The following is a 19,817-nucleotide window of genomic DNA, read 5'->3' on the forward strand; positions in this document are numbered from 1 at the left end:
ATACAACTATTTAAGCGGTCTAAACGTGTTTGGAAATGTCGACTAGATTAGCGAACGCCCGTTTCAAAGGCGTCGCAGCGTATCCCGAGCTGGCAATAACGCAATTGGGGATTGCCGACTTCACCCGTTCCGATTATTCACGGCTGCTTTTCATTAGCGGACTGTTTGACTGCTGTTTTCTCGTAGTACATTCGTTTTGGAGGTGTAACGTTCTTGGTCTGAGTGCAATTCAACTAAATATCTATTTAGTTGAGTTATATATGAGTCGTTCCTACGCTACCCCTGTTGCTACCCCTGTTAGAGCTGAAAACGGTCCACAGATTGCGACAGTTTGCCTGCTAGATTGGCCAGTTCATCCGTAGTTGAGGCAGTTTGCCCGATCACGCGGCTGTTGTTTTCCGACATGCCAGCGATCATCTCCACCTGATGGGAGATTTCATTGCTGGCCAGGCTTTGTTCCCCGATGGTGCGCGAAATGTCGTTCACCAACTCCGTAGTGTTCAACGTGGCCTGCAGAATCTCGCGGATTGCCCGTTCTACTTCTGCGGTCACCGCCATGCCTTTATCCACTTGAGTGACGCCCTCCTCCATGCTGGTCACCGCCTCCCGAGTATTTTGCTGGATGCGTCCGACCATGCTGGCAATTTCCTGGGTCGAAGCGCTGGTGCGACCCGCCAGGCTGCGCACTTCATCGGCGACCACCGCAAATCCCCTGCCTTGTTCTCCCGCGCGGGCAGCCTCAATCGCGGCGTTGAGGGCCAATAAGTTGGTCTGGTCGGCGATGCCTTTGATGACTTGGATAATGCTGAAAATCGCCTCGGACTCCTTGTCCAGCGTGCGGATCACCTGAGCCGATTGCTGGGCTGAACGGGCAATACCGTCCATGTCCTTGACCACTTGGTGAATGACGCGACCGCCGTCCTTGGCCAAGGCTTCAGCCTGATTGGCCATGTCCAGGGCGCGGCCGGCGTGCCGGGTGATTTCTTCGATGCTCGCCGTCATTTCACTCGCAGCAGCGGCCATGGTGCTGGCGGCAGCGCTTTGCTGCTGGCTGCTGCCGGCGACTTCATGGCAGCCGTGGCTCAGTTGCTCGCTCATGCCATTGACGCCATGAGCGTTGCTGCGCACCACTTCGATCATGCCGCGCAAGTCGCGCTGCATGGTGGCAAGGCTGAGAATCAGCGCGCCGGCTTCATCATTGCGCTTAGGTTCGACAATCGGCTCGCTCAAGTTGCCCCTGGCGATACTCGCCGCAATGCGGCTGGCGGTCTGCAGCGGCCCCATGATGCTCAGGATGACCCAGCGGCCCTGAGCCAACAGCAGCAATACGCTGGCAATCAAAACCGTGCCCAGTGTGAGGTTCGCATTACTGATTGCGTGCTGAGTGCTTGCGCCGGTCTGCTGGGTATTGGTTTCGATCAGCTCACTCAGCGCCGCCATTTGGTCTTCCAGACGGCTGAACGCAGTGTTGAAACTCTCCAGTTCTGCGCGAGCGGCTTCGGGATTTTCCAACGCCAGCGCGACGATACGTTCGCCGGCGCTTATATAGGTATCGAGGCTGGGTTTGATTTTTTCCAGACTGGCTTTGAGGCTGTCATCCAGGGGCAACTTGAGGTTGTCCCCCAGCACCTCCCGGAAGTGCTCTGAATGTTCCTTGATCGAACTCGTCACCTCGGCCTTGGTACTGGCGCTTTTCCCCAAGCCCACCAACATGGCCGACAACACGTCGGCGCGCAGGGCGTCGTGCATCATGTCGGCTTCCATGTGGTTGCGCAGTACCGTCATGGCGACCTCGTTGGCCTGCACAGCCTCGCCCATCCGCGTGTTGCCCAGGTAACTGGCCAGGCTCATGACCAGGGCGGTAAGCAACCCGGTCGCTATCAACAGCATCAAGCGTAGTTTGATCGTCATGCGGGTATCCCCATACCTTGGCCGCGGGTTGGGAACCCAACCTCTATTAACGTTATCGGCAGCAGTCACTGGTTAGTGAAGCCTAAGTTTGCGGATCTGCGAGGATCCCTTAAGCTGGCCATCCTTTGCTCCGCCCGGAAATGCCCATGTCTCGAAGTATTGCCCACTTGGCCCTGCTCCTGGGCTTGATCACGGCCGTTGGCCCGTTCGCCATCGACATTTATCTGCCTGCGCTGCCAACCCTTGGCGCGAGCCTGCACGCCTCGCCGGCCGCCGTACAGATGAGCCTGACCGTGTTCTTTGTGATCGTGGGGGTATGCCAGCTGTTCTACGGCCCCATCAGCGATGTATTCGGACGCAAACCGCCGATTTATGCCGGACTGCTGATTTTTGCCATCGGCAGTATCGGCTGCGCCCTGGCGCCGACCATTGAAGTGCTGATTGGATTTCGTGCCCTGCAAGCATTTGGTGCGTGCGCCGGCATGGTGATCCCTCGGGCTATCGTTCGCGATCTGTACACCGGCCATGAAGCCGCGCGGCTGATGTCATTGCTGATGCTGGTGATGAGTGTCTCGCCAATTCTTGCCCCGCTGGCTGGCAGTGTGGTGATTGCGCTCTGGAGTTGGCGCGAAGTGTTCGCCGTGCTGGCGGTGGTGGCCGTGTTGTGCCTGGTGATGACGGCCGTGCAATTGCCCGAAACCCACCCGCCCGAGCGTCGTATGGGTAAAACCCTGGGCACTGCATTCAGCAGTTATGGGGCTCTGCTGCGCGATCCTGTGTTTATCGGATTGTCGGTGGTCTGCGGCTTTGGGTTGGCAACGTTCTTTGTTTTTATTGGCAGCGCGCCCTTTGTGTACATCGAGTATTTCGGCCTGACACCCACGCAATTCAGCCTGTGTTTTGCCCTGAATGCGGCGTCATTTTTCGCTATGAGCCAGCTGACGGCGCGACTGAGCGCACGCTTCGGTCTGGTGCCGTTGATACTTTGGTCAGTTACGGCGGTGGCTGCAGTGATGCTCCTGCTGGCGGTCACCACGCGGTGGGTTGATAGCTTGGTCCTGATGATGACGTTGCTGTTTATCGGCTTCGGCTTCCTTGGCTTGCTGTTGCCTGCCTCGGGTGTGTTGGCCCTGGAGGACCATGGCGCGGTGGCGGGTTCTGCATCCGCTTTGCTTGGCGCGATTCAAATGATCACAGGGGCGGTGTCCATGACCCTTGTTGGTGTCTTTGCCGACCACACCCCAGCGCCAATGATCATCGGTATTGCGATGTGTGCCGTTGCGGCGATGCTCACGGTGATCTGGACATTACGCCGTTTGCCCGCCCACTTGGCGAGTGCCCCGCCCTCCTCCTGAGGGGTAACAACAGGGCTCGGCGTTAACCACTCGTCGGCCCTGGGCAGGATCCAGCACAACTATCGCCGGCCAAGGAATTACTAACTCCACAGCACCCTTAGGAACCTATGGAGATTGAGATGACTGACTACCCACGCCCGCCTTTCGCCCCTCAAGCCCAATCGGTCCCAGGCTCCCAGAGAAAAATGGACCCGTATCCCGATTGTGGCGAGCAAAGCTATAAAGGCTCTGGTCGGCTGGCCAACAAAATCGCGCTGATCACGGGGGCCGACAGCGGCATCGGTCGCGCGGTTGCCATTGCGTTTGCCCGTGAAGGTGCAGACGTTGCCATCGCCTACCTGGACGAGCACGAAGACGCCAAGGAAACCGCACGCTGGGTGGAAGAAGCCGGTCGCCAATGCCTGTTACTGCCCGGCGACCTTGCGCAGAAAGCCCAGTGCCAGGCACTGGTCGACAGCACCGTCGAACAGTTCGGTCGCATCGATGTGCTGGTCAATAACGCCGCGTTCCAAATGACCCACGAAACCCTCGAAGAGATCGAGGACGAGGAATGGGTGAAGACCTTCGATATCAACATCACGGCGATGTTTCGCATCTGCAAGGCCGCCCTGCCCCATATGAAGGCTGGCAGTTCGATCATCAACACCAGTTCGGTCAACTCTGACATGCCCAAACCGACCCTGCTGGCCTACGCCGCCACCAAGGGCGCGATTGCCAACTTCACCGGCGGTTTGGCGCAGTTGCTGGGCAGCAAGGGCATTCGCGTCAACAGTGTGGCCCCCGGACCGATCTGGACGCCGCTGATCGTGGCGACCATGACCGATGAAGACGTGAAGAGCTTCGGCAGCGAAACACCACTGGGCCGACCTGGCCAGCCGGTGGAAGTGGCGCCGATTTATGTGCTGCTTGCCTCGGATGAAGCCAGCTACATCTCCGGTTCACGCTATGCGGTTACCGGGGGGAAGCCCATCCTCTAGCCTTGAAGGCGCTCGAAGGCTGAACATCCTCCCTGTGGCGAGCGCCTTGATGAACTGAGCGCCTGTGGTGACCTCTCTTTTCGCGGTGACCGGGCTTTTTGTGGTGATCGGGCTTTTGTGATGATCAGGCTTTTGTGGTGAGCGGGCTCGCCCCGCGCTGGGCTGCGAAGCAGACCCAATAAACTTGGGGGCTGCTATGCAAGCCGGCGAGGGGCAGCCCGCTCACTACAGGTCGAATCGATCTACGGCTCGGCGGCGTTCGTTATCGTCACGCACGTCATAGCTGGCGGTGGTCTGGATGTTGGTGTGATGCGCCAGCTTCTGCGCGATCGATAGGTCATGCTCCTCGATCACCCGCGTGATAAACGAGCGACGGAAGTCATGGGGCATGATCTTCACCCCAACCTGTTCCCCTCGCTGCCGGGCAATGTAGTAAATCGCGTGTTTAGTAATGCGTTCCCGGGTGATATGGCTACCCCGGCGGATGCGATTGAACAGGAAGCTGTCGTCCTGCTCGCCCTCTTTTAACTGCTCGCGCCGAAACGCCAACCAGGCCTGCAACTTGGCAAATGCCCATTGCGGCGCGTACTTGATCAACTCTTTGTTGCCTTTGCCAATGACCCGCAAGCTGCGCTCCTCAACGTTGATCTGCGCGAGATCCAGGTTGACCGACTCCGACTTACGCATGCCCGAGCCGTAGAGGATGCCGATGACCGCTGCATCACGCAGGCCTTGTGGCCTGGGGTCGGCGGCACAGACTTCCATCATTTCGCGGATCAGCGTGCGCCGCAGGTTACGGCCCTGGCCAAGACGCGTACCGGGCGCTGGCTTGACCGTGCGCATTCTCAACAAGTGTTCCTGACTGATCAGGCTCATGCGCCACGCTTCATTCATCACCCCGCGCACCGCATTTACATATAACGATGAGGTGTTGGGCGCGTAGCCGTCTTCGCGCAGGGCGGCTACCAGGGCGATGACGTGTTCGGGTTGCAGCAGGTGCCAGTCGATGTCTTCAAGGTTGATATCCTCGAAGCCCAGGCGGTCGGCGGCGTCCTGCAGCACGTAGCGCATGGTGAGTTGGCTGGAGGGGGCCAGGCGGGTGAGGTAGAGGGTCAGCGGGTTGCGGATATGCTCAGTCAAAATAGATCAGCCTTTGGATTAAATACCTCGAACAAGCCATTGTTAAATCAAGGTATTTAGTGAATTGGCGAGGGCCGAGTCTAGCGCAGCACAGGCCCTCTTACCAAATCATGGGGCGGTTTCTTCGTCCTCCGTGGGTTCCTGGGGCTGGGTCTGGGCCTGGCTCCATTCGGCGTCCTGCTTTTGCATCAGTGCGAACCAATGCTGACGCATGAACGTGAGATACGCCTCGGGCGCATTGGCGAAATCCTTCTCATCGCCATAGCAGCCGGGTAACGGCAATTCGGTGCCCTGCTCCTTGTACTGGCTGACGAGCGCCTGTTGCCCGGCGGTGCTGCAATCCTTGGGCAGCGGCATCCCGCGCAACGCCCCGGCCTCTTCATCCCACCAGGCGGCGCCGTAGCGGTCGACACCGCGCAAACGGTACTTCTGCGACTTGCCCACATGCATGATTAGCTTGAACTCATTGGGGCTGACGTCGCTGGTGCAGGTGCGCGAATAGCCCACAGTGGCCTGGGTGATGCCATCGCCAGACAGGTCGGTGACCTTGGTCGCGGCTTGGTCAAAACGCAACGCCGCGTCAAATTCGCAATGCTGCACATCGTCGTAGAGCATCCACACGCGCTTGGGGCGGTTACCGTCGATCAGGTACTGAGCGGCATACACAAAGGACGACTGGGTGCCGTCGTCATCCCGCTCGCTGACTTGTTCAGCCAGCACCAGCAGATTCTTGCCCTGGCGGTCGTCCCAGGTGTAAGCGGCGATCTGCTTGCCACGTACTTCCACCCCATCCGGCACCTGATCGAGGCTGGTCAACGCCACGCTTTCATCGGCGCGAACGGTCGTGACACACGCCACGCTCATCAACAACCCCATCAATACTGGCCGCAACTGGCCGCGTAAAAGCTGCACGCTATTCATCCGATTACCCTGCCAAGAGACGCGTTACTTTACCGGCACTTGAGAGGCATTGCAGAGAAGATTCTTCAATCGTGGTCGAAGCCTGTTTGTGTTCGCCCACGCTGTAGCAAATGCGTTGCATGCCGTTCCTGTTTCACCGCGATCCAGCCCCCCCCTTAGCGCCCTCACGTTTAGCTGAACCCTGGCTGTCTGGCTGTCAAATAAACGAATTTTCGACTTCCGCTTCATACCTTTCCTACATTTTTGAGCTTAATCTTAAATACGGAAGCTCAAGGTGATATTCACATTTTTGAACTAACCTCTTGATTAGAATTCGATTTTTAGCGGTTCCCAACCGTTGCACGGCGTTTGTATCCAATGATTGCGGGCGTTTTCACGCGCCACGCTGCTCTAACCCCGAGGTCATAAATCTTTGAAACCCTACCCTATTCATCGCGTGTCGATCGTTATCCCGGTCTACAACGAAGAAGAAAGCCTGCCTGAATTGCTGCGTCGCACCACCGCGGCGTGCAGGCAACTGGCCTACGAATACGAAATCATCCTGGTGGATGACGGTAGCCGTGACAACTCGGCCCAACTGCTGGAAGACGCTGCCGCAGAAGACGGCAGCAACGTGGTGGCTGTGATCCTCAACCGCAACTACGGCCAGCATGCCGCGATCATGGCGGGTTTCGAACAGTGCCAGGGCGAAGTGGTGATTACCCTCGATGCCGACCTGCAGAACCCACCCGAAGAAATCCCGCGCCTGGTGGAGCAAGCCGCCCTCGGCTACGACGTTGTCGCCACCGTGCGCAACAATCGCCAGGACTCGGCGTTTCGCCGCTGGCCGTCACGCCTGATCAACCTTGCCGTGCAGCGCTCTACCGGCGTGGCCATGACCGACTACGGCTGCATGCTGCGCGCTTACCGCCGCACCATCGTCGACGCCATGCTCGCCTGCCGCGAGCGCAGCACCTTTATCCCGATCCTCGCCAACGGCTTCGCCCGCCACACCACGGAAATCCTGGTGCACCACGCCGAGCGCGAACACGGTGAGTCCAAATACAGCGCCATGCGCCTGATCAGCCTGATGTTCGACCTGCTGACCTGCATGACCACCACGCCGCTGCGCCTGCTGTCTATTGTCGGCTTCAGCCTGGCGGCCCTGGGCATGCTGTTTGCCTTCGCGCTGATCGTTCTGCGCCTGGCCTTCGGTGCCGACTGGGCGGGCGACGGCCTGTTCGTGCTGTTCGCGGTGCTGTTCGTCTTCACCGGTGGCCAGTTCATCGGCATGGGCCTCTTGGGTGAATACCTGGGCCGCATGTACAGCGATGTGCGCGCCCGCCCACGCTTCTTTATCGAAAAAGTGCTGCGCAACCAACCGGCAGCACCGGCTCCTGTGGTCGTCGTTGACGGCCTGGTGTCTTCCCATACTTCCACTTCCGCCGATCAGGTTCAGTCATGAGTTCAAAAGCTGTTGTATTCGCGTACCACGATATTGGTTGTGCAGGCATTGAAGCGCTGCTCAATACCGGCTACGAAATTGCTGCTGTGTTTACCCATGCCGACGACCCCAAGGAAAACAACTTCTACGGCTCCGTTGCCCAACTGTGCGCCCGCAACGGTATCCCGGTGCATGCGCCAGAGGACGCCAACCACCCTTTGTGGATTGAGCGCATCGCCAAGCTGAACCCGGATTACATTTTCTCTTTCTACTACCGCAACCTGCTGAGCGAGCCGCTGCTGGCCACCGCCCGTAAAGGTGCGTTCAACCTGCACGGTTCGTTGCTGCCCAAGTACCGTGGCCGCGCCCCGGCCAACTGGGTGCTGGTCAACGGCGAAACCGAAACCGGCGTGACCCTGCACCGCATGGTCAAGCGTGCGGATGCCGGCGCGATCCTCGCTCAGCAAAAAGTCACCATCGAGCGTAGCGACACCGGCCTGACCCTGCATGCCAAGCTGCGTGAAGCCGCCAGCAACCTGCTGCGTGATGTCCTGCCGCAACTGGCCGAAGGCAAGCTGACTGAAACCGCACAAGATGAAAGCCAAGCCACTTACTTCGGTCGCCGCACGGCCGCAGACGGCAAGCTGGACTGGAAACACCCGGCTGAAACCCTGTTCAACCTGGTTCGCGCCGTGACTCAACCGTATCCAGGCGCATTCTGTGCAGTGGGCGAACACAAGCTGATCGTGTGGCAAGCCGAGGTGGTCAAGGGCAACGAAGGCCTGGCACCGGGCCGGGTGATCAGCGTCAACCCGCTGCGCATCGCCTGCGGCGAAGACTCCCTGGTGGTCAAGTTCGGCCAGCGCAACGACAACGGCCTGTACCTGGCCGGCCCTTCCCTGGCCAACGAACTGGGCCTGGTCGACGGCTCCGTGCTGCGCGGTGCCGAGTCCGGCCGCAAGCCACGCCGTACCCGCGTGCTGATCCTGGGCGTGAACGGTTTTATCGGTAACCATCTGTCCGAGCGCCTGCTGCGTGACGACCGTTATGAAGTCTACGGCCTGGACATTGGCTCCGACGCCATTGAGCGCCTGCGCAGCCACCCGAACTTCCATTACGTCGAAGGCGATATCAGCATCCACACCGAGTGGATCGAGTACCACATCAAGAAGTGCGACGTGGTCCTGCCGCTGGTGGCCATCGCCACGCCGATCGAATACACCCGCAACCCACTGCGCGTGTTCGAGTTGGACTTCGAAGAAAACCTCAAGCTGGTGCGCTACTGCGTCAAGTACAACAAGCGCGTGATCTTCCCGTCGACCTCTGAAGTCTATGGCATGTGCCAGGACCAGTATTTCGACGAAGACACTTCCAACCTGGTGGTTGGCCCGGTCAACAAACAACGCTGGATCTACTCGGTCTCCAAGCAACTGCTGGACCGCGTGATCTGGGCCTACGGCGCCAAGGGCCTGAACTTCACGCTGTTCCGTCCGTTCAACTGGATGGGCCCACGCCTCGACCGCCTGGATTCGGCCCGTATCGGCAGCTCCCGTGCAATCACCCAACTGATCCTGAACCTGGTGGAAGGCACGCCGATCCGCCTGTTCGATGGTGGCGAGCAGAAACGCTGCTTCACCGACATCGCCGACGGTATCGAAGCCCTGGCCCGCATCATTGATAACGACAACGATGCCTGCAACGGCCAGATCATCAACATCGGTAACCCGGAAAACGAAGCCAGCATCCGCCAGTTGGGCGAAGAGCTGCTGCGTCAGTTCGAAGCGCACCCGCTGCGCAGCAACTTCCCGCCGTTCGCCGGTTTCCGCGATGTGGAGAGCAAGGCGTTCTACGGCACCGGTTACCAAGACGTGGCACACCGCAAGCCAAGCATCGAAAACGCCAAGCGCCTGCTGAACTGGGAGCCGACCGTGGAGATGAGCGAAACCATCGGCAACACGCTGGACTTCTTCCTGCGCGAGGCCATGCTCGAAATCGCGGATAAGCGCTAATGCAGGCAGGTCTTCGCATTGACGTCGATACCTATCGGGGCACCCGTGAAGGTGTGCCACGGTTGCTCGAATCCCTGGACGAGGCCGGGGTAAAAGCGACGTTCTTCTTCAGTGTCGGGCCGGACAACATGGGGCGCCACTTGTGGCGCCTGATCCGCCCGCAATTCCTGTGGAAGATGCTGCGTTCCAACGCTGCCGGCCTGTACGGTTGGGACATCCTGCTCGCCGGCACTGCCTGGCCGGGCAAGCCGATCGGCCGTGACTTGGGGCACTTGATGCGCCAGGCCAAGGCCGCCGGTCACGAAGTCGGCCTGCACGCCTGGGATCACCACGGCTGGCAGGCCAACACCGGACGGTGGAGCGATGCACAACTGGTCGAGCAAATTCGACGCGGCGTGGAGACCCTGAGCGACATCCTGGGCGAACGTATCGACTGTTCGGCGGCCGCCGGTTGGCGTGCCGACGAGCGTGTGGTGCAAGCCAAGCAAGGTTTCAACTTTCGCTACAACAGCGATTGCCGGGGTACCAGCCTGTTTCGGCCGACATTGGCCGATGGCAGCGCAGGTACGCCACAAATTCCGGTGGACCTGCCGACCTTCGACGAAGTCGTCGGGCCGGTGGTGGCCGCCAAAGACTTCAATAGCTTCATTCTTGACCGGTTTGCCGAGTCGAAGCTCAACGTCTACACGATCCACGCAGAAGTAGAAGGGATTCTGATGTCCAACGATTTTCGCCAGTTGCTTGCCCAGGCAGGGCAGCGCGGCATCGATTTCAAACCGCTGGGTGACTTGTTGCCTGCGGACCTGACCACCCTGCCCCAGCAACAGTTGGTGCGCGGCGCATTGAGCGGCCGTGAGGGTTGGCTTGGAGTGCAGCAGGCATGATTCGGCGTTGGGCCTTGCCCCTGCTCCTGTTAGCGTTTGGCGTGTTTTACCTGCTGCCGCTGGCCACCCATGGCCTGTGGATTCCTGATGAAACCCGCTACGCACAGATCAGCCAGGAAATGCTGCTGACCGGCAAGTGGGCTTCGCCGCACTTCATGGGGATTCGCTATTTCGAAAAGCCGGCTGCCGGTTACTGGATGATCGCGCTCGGCCAGGCGATCTTCGGGCAAAACCTGTTTGGTGTGCGCTTCGCCTCGGCGTTGAGCACCGGTTTGAGCATCCTGCTGGTGTACCTGGTGTCACGTCGGCTGTGGAATGACCCGCAAAAGAGCCTGGTCAGCACCGTGCTGTACATGAGCTTTGTCAGCGTGGCGGCCTTGGGCGGTTATGCCAACCTCGATCCGCAGTTCACCTTCTGGGTCAACCTGACCGGCGTTGCCCTGTGGTTCTGCTTCGACAGCACCTCCCGCAACGGCCGCCTGGGATCCTGGGCGCTGCTGGGTTTCGCCTGTGGCATGGGCTTTATGACCAAGGGATTCCTGGCGTGGCTGTTGCCGGTGTTGATCGCCCTGCCCTACGCGATCTGGCAGAAGCGCTTTCGCGAACTGCTCGGTTATGGGCTGGTGGCCGTGGTTGTCGCCATTGCAGTGAGCCTGCCGTGGGCACTGGCCGTGCATCTGCAAGAACCGGACTATTGGAATTTCTTCTTCTGGCACGAGCATATCCAGCGTTTTGCCGGCGAGGATGCCCAGCACGCCGAGCCTTTCTGGTATTACCTACCGCTGCTGGTCGCGTTCAGCCTGCCGTGGGTCGCACTGCTGCCGTCCACCCTGAAACAGGCGTGGCAGGAAAAACGTGCAGCGAAAACTGCCTTCCTGCTGCTGTGGCTGCTGATGCCGCTGGCGTTTTTCAGCCTGGCCAAGGGCAAGTTGCCCTCCTACATCATGCCGTGCCTGTTGCCGCTGGCGCTGCTGATGGGCTCGACACTGGCGGACAAACTCGCCGCAGGCCGCGGCCGTGTCGTGCGTATCAACGGTTGGCTGAACCTGGTGATTGGCGTCGCGGCGTTACTGGCGCTGACGTGGTTTCAACTGAAGAAGCCCGTCTACGAACACGGTCAGGAAACCCTCAGCCTGGTGCTGGTGTTTGTCTTCCTGTTCGGCTGGATCATCGCCAACCTGCTGCAAGCGTCACGCCCGCTGCGCTTGTGGGCAGCGCCGGTAGTTGGCAGTTGGTTGCTGGTGGCGTTGGTCCCGGCCGCACTGCCCCATTCGGTGGTTTACAACAAGACTCCGGACCAGTTCATCATCGATCACCTCCAGGAGCTGAGCCAGACCAGCGCGTTGCTGAGCAATGACCTGGGCGCAGCCTCCGCCTTGGCCTGGCGCGTCAAGCGCCCGGACGTGACCCTCTATAACACCGTCGGCGAAGTGAAATATGGCTTGGCCTTCGACGATGCGGCCCATCACAAGGTCGACACCACACAGGTCCGGCAGTGGATGAGCGACGCACGTAAACACGGCGCCGTCGGGGTGGTCATGCGCGTGAAGGGTGACGACGAAATCGCCGAGGTGGACTTGCTGCCCAAAGACGGCAAGCGCTACGAGCAAGGCAATATCGTGATCCTGGTGTTCCCGCAGGTTGCGCCATGATCACGCTATGCCTGTTATTGGCCGCTTGCCTGCTGACATGCATGGGCCAGGTTTCGCAAAAATTCGCCGTGGAAAGCTGGCGCGACCAGCCCGACGGTTGGGCGCTGAAGCTGCGCTCGCCGTGGCTGTGGTCGGCCCTGCTGTGCCTGGGTTTTGGTTTGCTGGTGTGGTTGCTGGTATTGCAGCGCCTGGAAGTCGGTATCGCCTACCCGATGCTCAGCCTCAATTTTGTCCTGGTCACGCTGGTGGCGCGCTTTGTGTTCAAGGAACACATCGACACACGGCATTGGCTGGGTGTCGTGCTGGTGATTGCCGGTGTGGTGCTGTTGGGGCGCCAGGTATGAGCCGCGTGCGTGGTTTTGCCCTGGCCCTGGGCAGCGTTGGCCTGGTCAGCGCCGCCCAATTGGGCATGCGCTGGAGCATGACGCGCCTGCCCTTGCCCACCGAATGGCTGGCGGCGTTGAACAGCAACGCCATCGACTTCGCTGCGTTGGGCGTGGTGAGCCTGGCGATCTTCGCCTACGCGCTGTCGATGCTCTGCTGGCTCGGCGCGCTCAAGCACCTGCCCCTTGGCCGCGCCTATTCATTGCTCAGCATCAGCTATGCGCTGGTGTACCTGTTGGCCGCCAGCCTCCCGGTGTTCAACGAACATTTTTCCGTTTCAAAAACCCTGGGGGTGGCGCTTGTCATCCTCGGTGTGCTGATCATCAACTCTCGTCGTGCCAGTGCTACTCGTCCCAGGAATGCCCCATGAAAATCAGTGTATTTGGTAGTGGTTACGTCGGCCTGGTACAGGCCACCGTATTAGCGGAAGTCGGTCACGATGTGATCTGCATGGACGTCGATCAAAACAAGGTCAAGCTGCTGCAGCAAGGCCATGTGAGTATCTTCGAACCGGGACTGGCCGCCATGGTCAAGGAGAACCTGGAAAGCGGCCGCCTGAATTTCACTTTCGATGAGAAGCTCGCCGTCGAACACGGTGAAGTGCTGTTCATCGCCGTCGGCACGCCGTCGGATGAAGATGGCTCGGCCGACTTGAAGTACGTGCTGTCGGTGGGCGACGCCGTGGCCCGTCATCGAGTGGCCCCGGTAATCCTGGTGGAGAAGTCCACGGTCCCCGTGGGCACCGGCGACACCCTGCGCGCCCATATCGAAAAAGCCCTGCACGTCGCTGGCCGGCACCTGGAGTTCGATATCGTCTCCAACCCGGAATTCCTCAAGGAAGGCTCGGCGGTTGCCGACTGTCGCCGTCCGGATCGCATCATCATCGGCTGTGAGCGCGAAGAAGTGCGCGAGGTGATGCGCGATCTGTACGCGCCGTTCAACCGCAACCACGACCGCATCATCTTCATGGACCTGCGCAGCGCCGAGCTGACCAAGTACGCCGCCAACTGCATGCTGGCCACCAAGATCAGCTTTATCAACCAGATCGCCGAGCTGGCCGAGCACCTGGGGGCGGATATCGAAGCCGTGCGCCTGGGCATCGGTGCCGACTCGCGCATCGGCTATCACTTTATCTACCCCGGTTGCGGTTACGGCGGTTCATGTTTTCCCAAAGACATGCGCGCCTTGATCCACAGCGCCAAACAGGCCAACTGCTCAAGCGATCTATTGGAAGCCGTAGAAGCCATCAACCAACGCCAGAAGAGCAAGCTGTTCGAGCGCGTCAACGCGTTCTTCCAAGGCAATCTGCGCGGCAAGACCTTCGCCCTGTGGGGCCTTGCGTTCAAGCCCAACACCGACGACATGCGCGATGCACCCAGCCGCGTGCTGATGGAAGCGCTGTGGGCTGCCGGCGCCAACGTGCGCGCGTTCGACCCGGAAGCCATGCAGGAAACCCAGCGCCTCTACGGCGACGAAGAACGGCTGATGCTGATGGGCACGCCGGAGTCCACTCTGGTTGGCGCCGATGCGCTGATCGTGTGCACCGAGTGGCAGCAGTTCAAAGCCCCCGATTTCGACCTGATCCACCAGCGCCTGAAAACCCCGGTGATCTTCGATGGCCGCAACCTGTATGACGGCGAGCGCCTGTCGCGCAAGGGCTTCCAATACTTCCCGATAGGGCGAGGCGACTCATGTCAGTTGCCGATTCCGCAGCAGCAGTGGGTGCCACAGGTCGTGGAAGCCTGATACGTGAACACAGCCCGACCGCCTTTGCTGAGTGCCACGATCCGCCGCCAATCCCTCTGCCTGGGATTGCTGGCGCTGTTGCTGTTTATCGCCGGCAGTTGGCACCAGGCGATTATCGGTTTCGACTCACGCTTCGTGCTGTTCGCCCAGGAAATGCTGCGCCATGGGCCGGGCTTTTTTCCCACCACTTACGGCCAGCCGTATGCTGATTATCTGGCCACCTCGACCCTGATGACCTGGCTGTTGTCGCTGCCCCTGGGCCAGGTCACCAGCCTCACGGCCTGGCTGCCCACTTCGATGGCCTCGGCACTGATCGTCATCCTGGTGTATCGCCTCACGGCGCCCTACTCCCAGCGCTGGGGCTTGTTGAGCATTGCGGTGCTGCTGTTGAGCACCACCTTTATCAGCGAAACCCGCGCCGTGTCCCTGGACCAGATGCTCGCCGCGATCACCTTGACGGTGTTTTATCTGGGTTACGCCCATGATCATTTCTCTGCGGGTAAACGTCTGCACTGGCTGTTTCTGCTCTTGATCCTGGGGTTTGCGATACGCGGGCCAATTGGCCTGGTCGTGCCCACCGGTGTGCTGTGCAGCTATTACCTGATCAACCGGCAATGGCGCCAACTGCTCAGCTTCGGCCTCCTGGCGCTGGCGCTGCTGCTGGCCTGTGTCGGCCTGCTGTTGCTGATGGCCAAACTCAGTGGCGGTGAGCGTTTCATGCAGGACGTTATCCGCATGCAGTTCCTCGGGCGCATGGATGGCAGCGAAGGCAGCAGCGGTGTGCTGTATTACTTCACCAGCTCCCTGGGTAATTACGCCTTGGCCTATCCCCTGGCGTTGCTGGTGCTGCTGGCAGTGGCGACCGGTGGGCGGCGCACGCCGGAGCCGGCCTTGCAATTGGTGCTGTACTGCGCCGCTGCCGGCTTGCTGGTGATGGTTGGCCTGTCGATTCCCCAGGCGAAAAAGGCGCGCTATGTACTGCCGATGCTGCCCATGGCGGCGATTATTGCGGCGTATCCCTTTTACGGTGCACGCGGGCGGCTTTTCGCCGGGCTGCGCGCCCTGATGCTGGGTCTATGGACGCTGCTGCCTACGCTGCTGATCGCCGGGTTGCTGTTCGTGCGCCCACGTTATCCGGAACAACTGAGCCATCTGGGCTTGGTGCTGGGTGTGCTTGGTGCGCTGCAGGCATTGGCGCTGTTGACGTTGTTCGTCTCTCGTCTACGGCCGGTCGGGCCGGCCTTCACTGCGGTGTTGGCGGTGTGGGCTACCTATATCCTGGTGGTGGAACCGCTGGAGCGCAGTGTCTATGACACCCGCACATTTACCTTGAACGTTCATGAGCAGGTGATGCAGCAGCGTGCCCCCGTGGTCTTGCACGGTTTGGGCAAAGACGCCAAGGCCATCAAATACATGGTCAACCTCGACTGCGATCAGGTGCCGTTGTTTACCCAGCAAGCTGCTGACCTGACGCCGCTGCAAGGGCCAGCCTGGCTGGTGATGAGCGAAGAGGATTTCCGCGCGCTTAAAGATCCGCGCTTTGCCACGCTCACGCCGACCTTAACGGGTGAGTTCGATCGCAACACCTTTGTCCTGCTGTACCTGGCCAAACCCCCACAGCCTTGAGTCGACCCGGAAGAATCCTACGCAGCTATGCGTAATGGCTGGTGTCATTTGACTTTCCGGGGGTTGAAACCCAACTGTAAACTCGATGGCCATGTGGGGTAGGTCTTTACCGCCACAGGCCATGGAACACAACAAGGACGTTAAGAGCGGCAGCCATCACTGCGGCTCACTTCGCGAGAGGACAATGCCGTGCCAAATGATCGTTTACCTGATACTCCTGCTGCCTTGACCCGGGATGAAGTGCATATCGGCTACCTGCCCATTCCGCCGTTGGATCGACTGATGTCGCTACGCAACGCTCTGGTGGCACTCAAAGGTCCCCTCTCTGGCGAGCCAGGGCTCCTGGAAAACCTGCAAAAGCATATGTTCAACGAAGAGACCGATATCCGCGTATTGGGCAAACTGAACACCGCGTACATTCCCCTTTGATGAAACGGGTTTTAATTCAATATTTATGCATTAAAACCTCATTAATATGCATTGGCGCCGATAATCGAGGCGCGGCACACTGCGCAGGTTCCTCCCCCAAATGCAGGAACGTTCAAAGGGCTTTTCCGGGAAACCAGACAAGCCTTTTTTTTGCCCGCCGTTTATGGATTTCTTTTCAATGCTCGCTCGCTGGTTTCCCGCTGCAATCAATACTCGTCCTACCGAATGGAGCCGGGCCGCCATTGGCATGGCACTGGGTACATTGTTCAGTGTCTGGCTCTGTGCCCAGGTATTTGGCATGGAGGTGGCGCTGCACCTGCTCGGCCCGCTGGGGGCCTCGGCGGTGTTGTTGTTTGCCGTCTCATCCGGTGCGCTGGCGCAACCCTGGTCGATCATCGGCAGCTACCTGTGCGCCGGTGTCGTGGCATTGCTGGTCGCGCGGGTTCTCGGACGCACCTTGGGCGGCGCTTGCCTGGCGGCCGGCATGGCAGTGGTGTTGATGTGCTGGCTGCGTTGCCTGCACCCACCCGCAGGTGGCCTGGCCATGACCCTGGTGCTGGCCGACCCGGCTTCCGCCGCACTGGGCTGGCATGAGTTGGGCGCTGTGCTGCTCGGCGCCAGCGCCCTGCTGGCATGTGCGCTGGCCTACAACAACGCCACTCGCACGCGTTATCCCAAGGGGGCTGTCGAGTCCCCTTCGGCCGTATTGAATACCCCCGATGCAGCGCGAAACCCTGCCGTGACCGCCGCCGATTTGAAGCTGGCGCTTGCCGAGATGGAGCAGTTCTACGACGTGGCGCCCGCAGAGCTTGAACAACTGATTCACGCGGCCGAAACCCACGCGCGCCGTCGCAGCATCGGCGAAGTACTGGCCAACCGCGCGCCCTGAGCAGAGGCCCGGGCGCCCTGCATAAATGCAACAACCACCTGCATGATTCCGGGTTGTACTGCGCAAATTTGCACTGGTACGATCGCGAGATGGTTCGTCCGCGAACATCTTGATAAAGAACAATAAAAGCAGGGAGTTAGAGATGACTGCTCAGGTTTCATCCGAAGCAAGCCGCGCCGATTCACCTCAGGAAGAGGTACTGGCCGACGTCCGCAACCATATCGGCCACCTCACCCTTAACCGCCCTGCGGGTTTAAACGCCATCACCCTCGACATGGTTCGCAGCCTGACCCGGCACCTGGAGGCCTGGTCCGACGATCCATCGGTCTACGCCGTGGTCCTGCGCGGCACCGGCGACAAAGCCTTCTGTGCCGGCGGCGATATCCGTTCCCTGTACGACAGCTTCAAGAATGGCGACACCCTTCACGAAGATTTCTTCGTCGAGGAATACGCCCTCGACCTCGCCATCCACCACTACCGTAAGCCCGTGCTGGCGTTGATGGACGGGTTTGTCCTCGGCGGTGGCATGGGCCTGGTGCAAGGTGCCGATTTACGCGTCGTTACCGAGCGCAGCCGCCTGGGCATGCCGGAAGTGGCCATTGGTTATTTTCCCGACGTGGGTGGCAGCTATTTCCTGCCGCGCATTCCGGGCGAACTGGGGATTTACCTCGGCGTCACCGGCGTGCAGATCCGCGCCGCCGATGCACTGTATTGCGGTTTGGCGGACTGGTACCTCGACAGCAACAAGCTCGCCGACCTGGACCAGAAACTCGACCACCTGCAATGGCACGACTCTGCGCTCAAAGACTTGCAAGGTGTGCTGGCAAAGCTTGCGGTGCAGCAGCTGCCCGATGCGCCTTTGGCAGCCTTGCGCCCGGCGATCGACCATTTCTTCGGGTTGCCGGATGTGCCGAGCATCGTTGAGCAATTACAGGCCGTCACCGTTGCCGACAGCCATGAATGGGCGCTCAACACAGCTCACCTGATGCAGACCCGCTCGCCCCTGGCCATGGCCGTGACTTTGCAAATGTTGCGCAAAGGCCGCCGCCTGTCGTTGGAACAGTGTTTCGCCCTGGAACTGCACTTGGACCGGCAATGGTTCAAGCGCGGCGACCTGATCGAAGGCGTGCGCGCCCTGATCATCGACAAGGACAAAACCCCGCGCTGGAACCCGCCAACGTTGCATGGGCTATCAGTTGCCCACGTCGAAAGCTTCTTCCAACAGTTCGAGCAAATTGCGAGATAAGCCATGCAAGACATTGAATACACTGAAGAACAAGTGATGATCCGCGACATGGCGCGTGACTTCGCCCGGCGTGAAATCGCCCCATCCGCCCAAGCCTGGGAAAAAGCCGGCTGGATTGACGACAATCTGGTAGCCAAAATGGGCGAACTCGGCCTGCTGGGTATGGTGGTCCCGGAAGAATGGGGCGGCACCTACGTCGACTACGTGGCTTATGCCCTGGCGGTGGAAGAGATTTCTGCCGGCGATGGCGCCACCGGCGCACTGATGAGTATCCACAATTCAGTGGGTTGCGGGCCGATCCTCAACTACGGCACAACGGCGCAGAAAGAAACCTGGTTGGCAGAACTTGCCAGTGGCCAGGCGATTGGCTGCTTCTGCCTGACCGAACCCCAGGCCGGTTCCGAAGCCCACAATCTGCGCACTCGCGCTGAGCTGCGTGACGGCCAGTGGGTGATCAACGGCGCCAAGCAATTCGTCAGCAACGGCAAGCGCGCCAAGTTGGCTATCGTGTTTGCCGTGACTGATCCGAACTTGGGCAAGAAAGGCATTTCCGCTTTCCTAGTGCCCACCGACACCCCTGGCTTTGTGGTGGACCGCACCGAACACAAGATGGGCATACGCGCTTCTGACACCTGTGCCGTCACCCTCAACCAATGCACAGTTCCCGAAGCCAACTTACTGGGCGAGCGCGGCAAAGGCTTGGCGATTGCGCTGTCGAACCTGGAAGGTGGCCGCATCGGTATCGCCGCCCAAGCCCTGGGTATCGCGCGAGCAGCGTTTGAAGCGGCGCTGGCCTACGCCCGGGACCGGGTGCAGTTCGACAAGGCGATCATCGAGCATCAGAGCGTGGCTAATTTGCTGGCGGACATGCAGACCCGCTTGAACGCGGCCCGCCTGCTGATCCTGCACGCAGCGCGCCTGCGCAGTGCCGGCAAGCCGTGCCTGTCGGAAGCGTCACAAGCCAAACTGTTTGCCTCGGAAATGGCGGAGAAGGTCTGCTCGTCAGCGATGCAGATACATGGCGGCTACGGCTACCTGGAGGATTACCCGGTGGAGCGTTACTACCGGGATGCGCGGATCACGCAGATTTACGAGGGGACCAGCGAGATTCAGCGGATGGTGATTGCCAGGGAACTCAAGAACTACCAGCTCTGACAGACACCAACGAACTACTGTGGGAGGAGGCAAGCCCCCTCCCACATTTGCACTTCAGTACATGAAGATT

General features: G+C 60.0%; 17 protein-coding genes and 1 pseudogene. 14 read left to right on the forward strand and 4 right to left on the reverse strand.

Annotated features, from left to right (window positions below):
• Nucleotides 1-297: 297 nt before the first annotated feature.
• Nucleotides 298-1,161, reverse strand: coding sequence for a methyl-accepting chemotaxis protein (locus tag LRO94_RS28085; RefSeq protein ID WP_407692698.1), 864 nt, complete (start codon nucleotides 1,159-1,161; stop codon nucleotides 298-300).
• Nucleotides 1,156-1,911: pseudogene (locus LRO94_RS28090) on the reverse strand (MCP four helix bundle domain-containing protein); the annotation flags it as partial. The pseudogene LRO94_RS28090 and the gene LRO94_RS28085, both read right to left, overlap by 6 nt.
• Before the next feature lie 146 nt (nucleotides 1,912-2,057).
• Here LRO94_RS28090 and LRO94_RS14705 point away from each other — a divergent pair.
• Together LRO94_RS14705 and LRO94_RS14710 are read left to right on the forward strand one after the other, a co-directional pair.
• Nucleotides 2,058-3,266, forward strand: coding sequence for a multidrug effflux MFS transporter (locus tag LRO94_RS14705; RefSeq protein ID WP_179178973.1), 1,209 nt, complete (start codon nucleotides 2,058-2,060; stop codon nucleotides 3,264-3,266).
• Between the two features lie 119 nt (nucleotides 3,267-3,385).
• Complete coding sequence (locus LRO94_RS14710) at nucleotides 3,386-4,243, forward strand: SDR family oxidoreductase (protein ID WP_032885742.1); 858 nt, start codon at nucleotides 3,386-3,388, stop codon at nucleotides 4,241-4,243.
• 225 nt (nucleotides 4,244-4,468) lie between these two features.
• Here the strand turns inward: LRO94_RS14710 and LRO94_RS14715 are convergent, their stop codons facing one another.
• Nucleotides 4,469-5,383 carry a site-specific integrase gene (locus LRO94_RS14715; RefSeq protein WP_032885654.1) on the reverse strand — a complete coding sequence of 305 codons (915 nt, stop codon included), beginning with the start codon at nucleotides 5,381-5,383 and terminating at the stop codon, nucleotides 4,469-4,471.
• A 108-nt stretch (nucleotides 5,384-5,491) separates the two neighbouring features.
• A complete protein-coding gene (locus LRO94_RS14720) occupies nucleotides 5,492-6,304 on the reverse strand; it encodes a M949_RS01915 family surface polysaccharide biosynthesis protein (RefSeq protein WP_095184759.1) in 813 nt (270 codons plus the stop codon).
• Nucleotides 6,305-6,716: 412 nt separating this feature from the next.
• On the opposite strand from LRO94_RS14720, the gene arnC reads away from it, so the two are divergent.
• The 12 genes from arnC (at nucleotide 6,717) to LRO94_RS14780 (ending at nucleotide 19,747) form a co-directional block, all read left to right on the forward strand.
• Nucleotides 6,717-7,748 (forward strand): undecaprenyl-phosphate 4-deoxy-4-formamido-L-arabinose transferase, encoded by a 1,032-nt coding sequence (gene arnC, locus LRO94_RS14725; protein WP_032885656.1) that lies wholly within the window; start codon nucleotides 6,717-6,719, stop codon nucleotides 7,746-7,748.
• Nucleotides 7,745-9,736 (forward strand): bifunctional UDP-4-amino-4-deoxy-L-arabinose formyltransferase/UDP-glucuronic acid oxidase ArnA, encoded by a 1,992-nt coding sequence (arnA, locus tag LRO94_RS14730; protein ID WP_032885657.1) that lies wholly within the window; start codon nucleotides 7,745-7,747, stop codon nucleotides 9,734-9,736. Before arnC ends, arnA begins: the two co-directional genes overlap by 4 nt.
• On the forward strand, nucleotides 9,736-10,620 hold the full coding sequence (gene arnD / locus LRO94_RS14735) for a 4-deoxy-4-formamido-L-arabinose-phosphoundecaprenol deformylase (protein WP_179178972.1): 885 nt from the start codon (nucleotides 9,736-9,738) through the stop codon (nucleotides 10,618-10,620). Before arnA ends, arnD begins: the two co-directional genes overlap by 1 nt.
• Nucleotides 10,617-12,272 carry a lipid IV(A) 4-amino-4-deoxy-L-arabinosyltransferase gene (gene arnT / locus LRO94_RS14740; RefSeq protein ID WP_122765156.1) on the forward strand — a complete coding sequence of 552 codons (1,656 nt, stop codon included), beginning with the start codon at nucleotides 10,617-10,619 and terminating at the stop codon, nucleotides 12,270-12,272. The genes arnD and arnT overlap by 4 nt, the downstream gene beginning before the upstream one ends.
• Complete coding sequence (gene arnE / locus LRO94_RS14745) at nucleotides 12,269-12,616, forward strand: 4-amino-4-deoxy-L-arabinose-phosphoundecaprenol flippase subunit ArnE (RefSeq protein ID WP_032885660.1); 348 nt, start codon at nucleotides 12,269-12,271, stop codon at nucleotides 12,614-12,616. Before arnT ends, arnE begins: the two co-directional genes overlap by 4 nt.
• On the forward strand, nucleotides 12,613-13,026 hold the full coding sequence (arnF, locus tag LRO94_RS14750) for a 4-amino-4-deoxy-L-arabinose-phosphoundecaprenol flippase subunit ArnF (RefSeq protein ID WP_032885661.1): 414 nt from the start codon (nucleotides 12,613-12,615) through the stop codon (nucleotides 13,024-13,026). The genes arnE and arnF overlap by 4 nt, the downstream gene beginning before the upstream one ends.
• Nucleotides 13,023-14,402 carry a UDP-glucose dehydrogenase family protein gene (locus tag LRO94_RS14755; protein ID WP_032885662.1) on the forward strand — a complete coding sequence of 460 codons (1,380 nt, stop codon included), beginning with the start codon at nucleotides 13,023-13,025 and terminating at the stop codon, nucleotides 14,400-14,402. Before arnF ends, LRO94_RS14755 begins: the two co-directional genes overlap by 4 nt.
• Before the next feature lie 3 nt (nucleotides 14,403-14,405).
• Complete coding sequence (locus LRO94_RS14760; protein ID WP_233896799.1) at nucleotides 14,406-16,028, forward strand: ArnT family glycosyltransferase; 1,623 nt, start codon at nucleotides 14,406-14,408, stop codon at nucleotides 16,026-16,028.
• Between the two features lie 189 nt (nucleotides 16,029-16,217).
• The gene (locus LRO94_RS14765; protein WP_122757432.1) at nucleotides 16,218-16,457 is read left to right on the forward strand and encodes a type VI secretion system contractile sheath small subunit; all 240 of its coding nucleotides are present in this window, start codon (nucleotides 16,218-16,220) and stop codon (nucleotides 16,455-16,457) included.
• A 178-nt stretch (nucleotides 16,458-16,635) separates the two neighbouring features.
• Complete coding sequence (locus LRO94_RS14770; RefSeq protein WP_122765160.1) at nucleotides 16,636-17,346, forward strand: HPP family protein; 711 nt, start codon at nucleotides 16,636-16,638, stop codon at nucleotides 17,344-17,346.
• Between the two features lie 142 nt (nucleotides 17,347-17,488).
• Complete coding sequence (locus LRO94_RS14775; protein WP_095184751.1) at nucleotides 17,489-18,592, forward strand: enoyl-CoA hydratase/isomerase family protein; 1,104 nt, start codon at nucleotides 17,489-17,491, stop codon at nucleotides 18,590-18,592.
• A gap of 3 nt (nucleotides 18,593-18,595) precedes the next feature.
• Nucleotides 18,596-19,747, forward strand: a complete 1,152-nt coding sequence (locus LRO94_RS14780; RefSeq protein WP_032885666.1) for an acyl-CoA dehydrogenase family protein — start codon at nucleotides 18,596-18,598, stop codon at nucleotides 19,745-19,747.
• Nucleotides 19,748-19,817: the final 70 nt, after the last annotated feature.

It is taken from the genome of Pseudomonas sivasensis, from assembly GCF_021391435.1.
In the GTDB taxonomy this organism is placed as follows: domain Bacteria; phylum Pseudomonadota; class Gammaproteobacteria; order Pseudomonadales; family Pseudomonadaceae; genus Aquipseudomonas; species Aquipseudomonas sivasensis.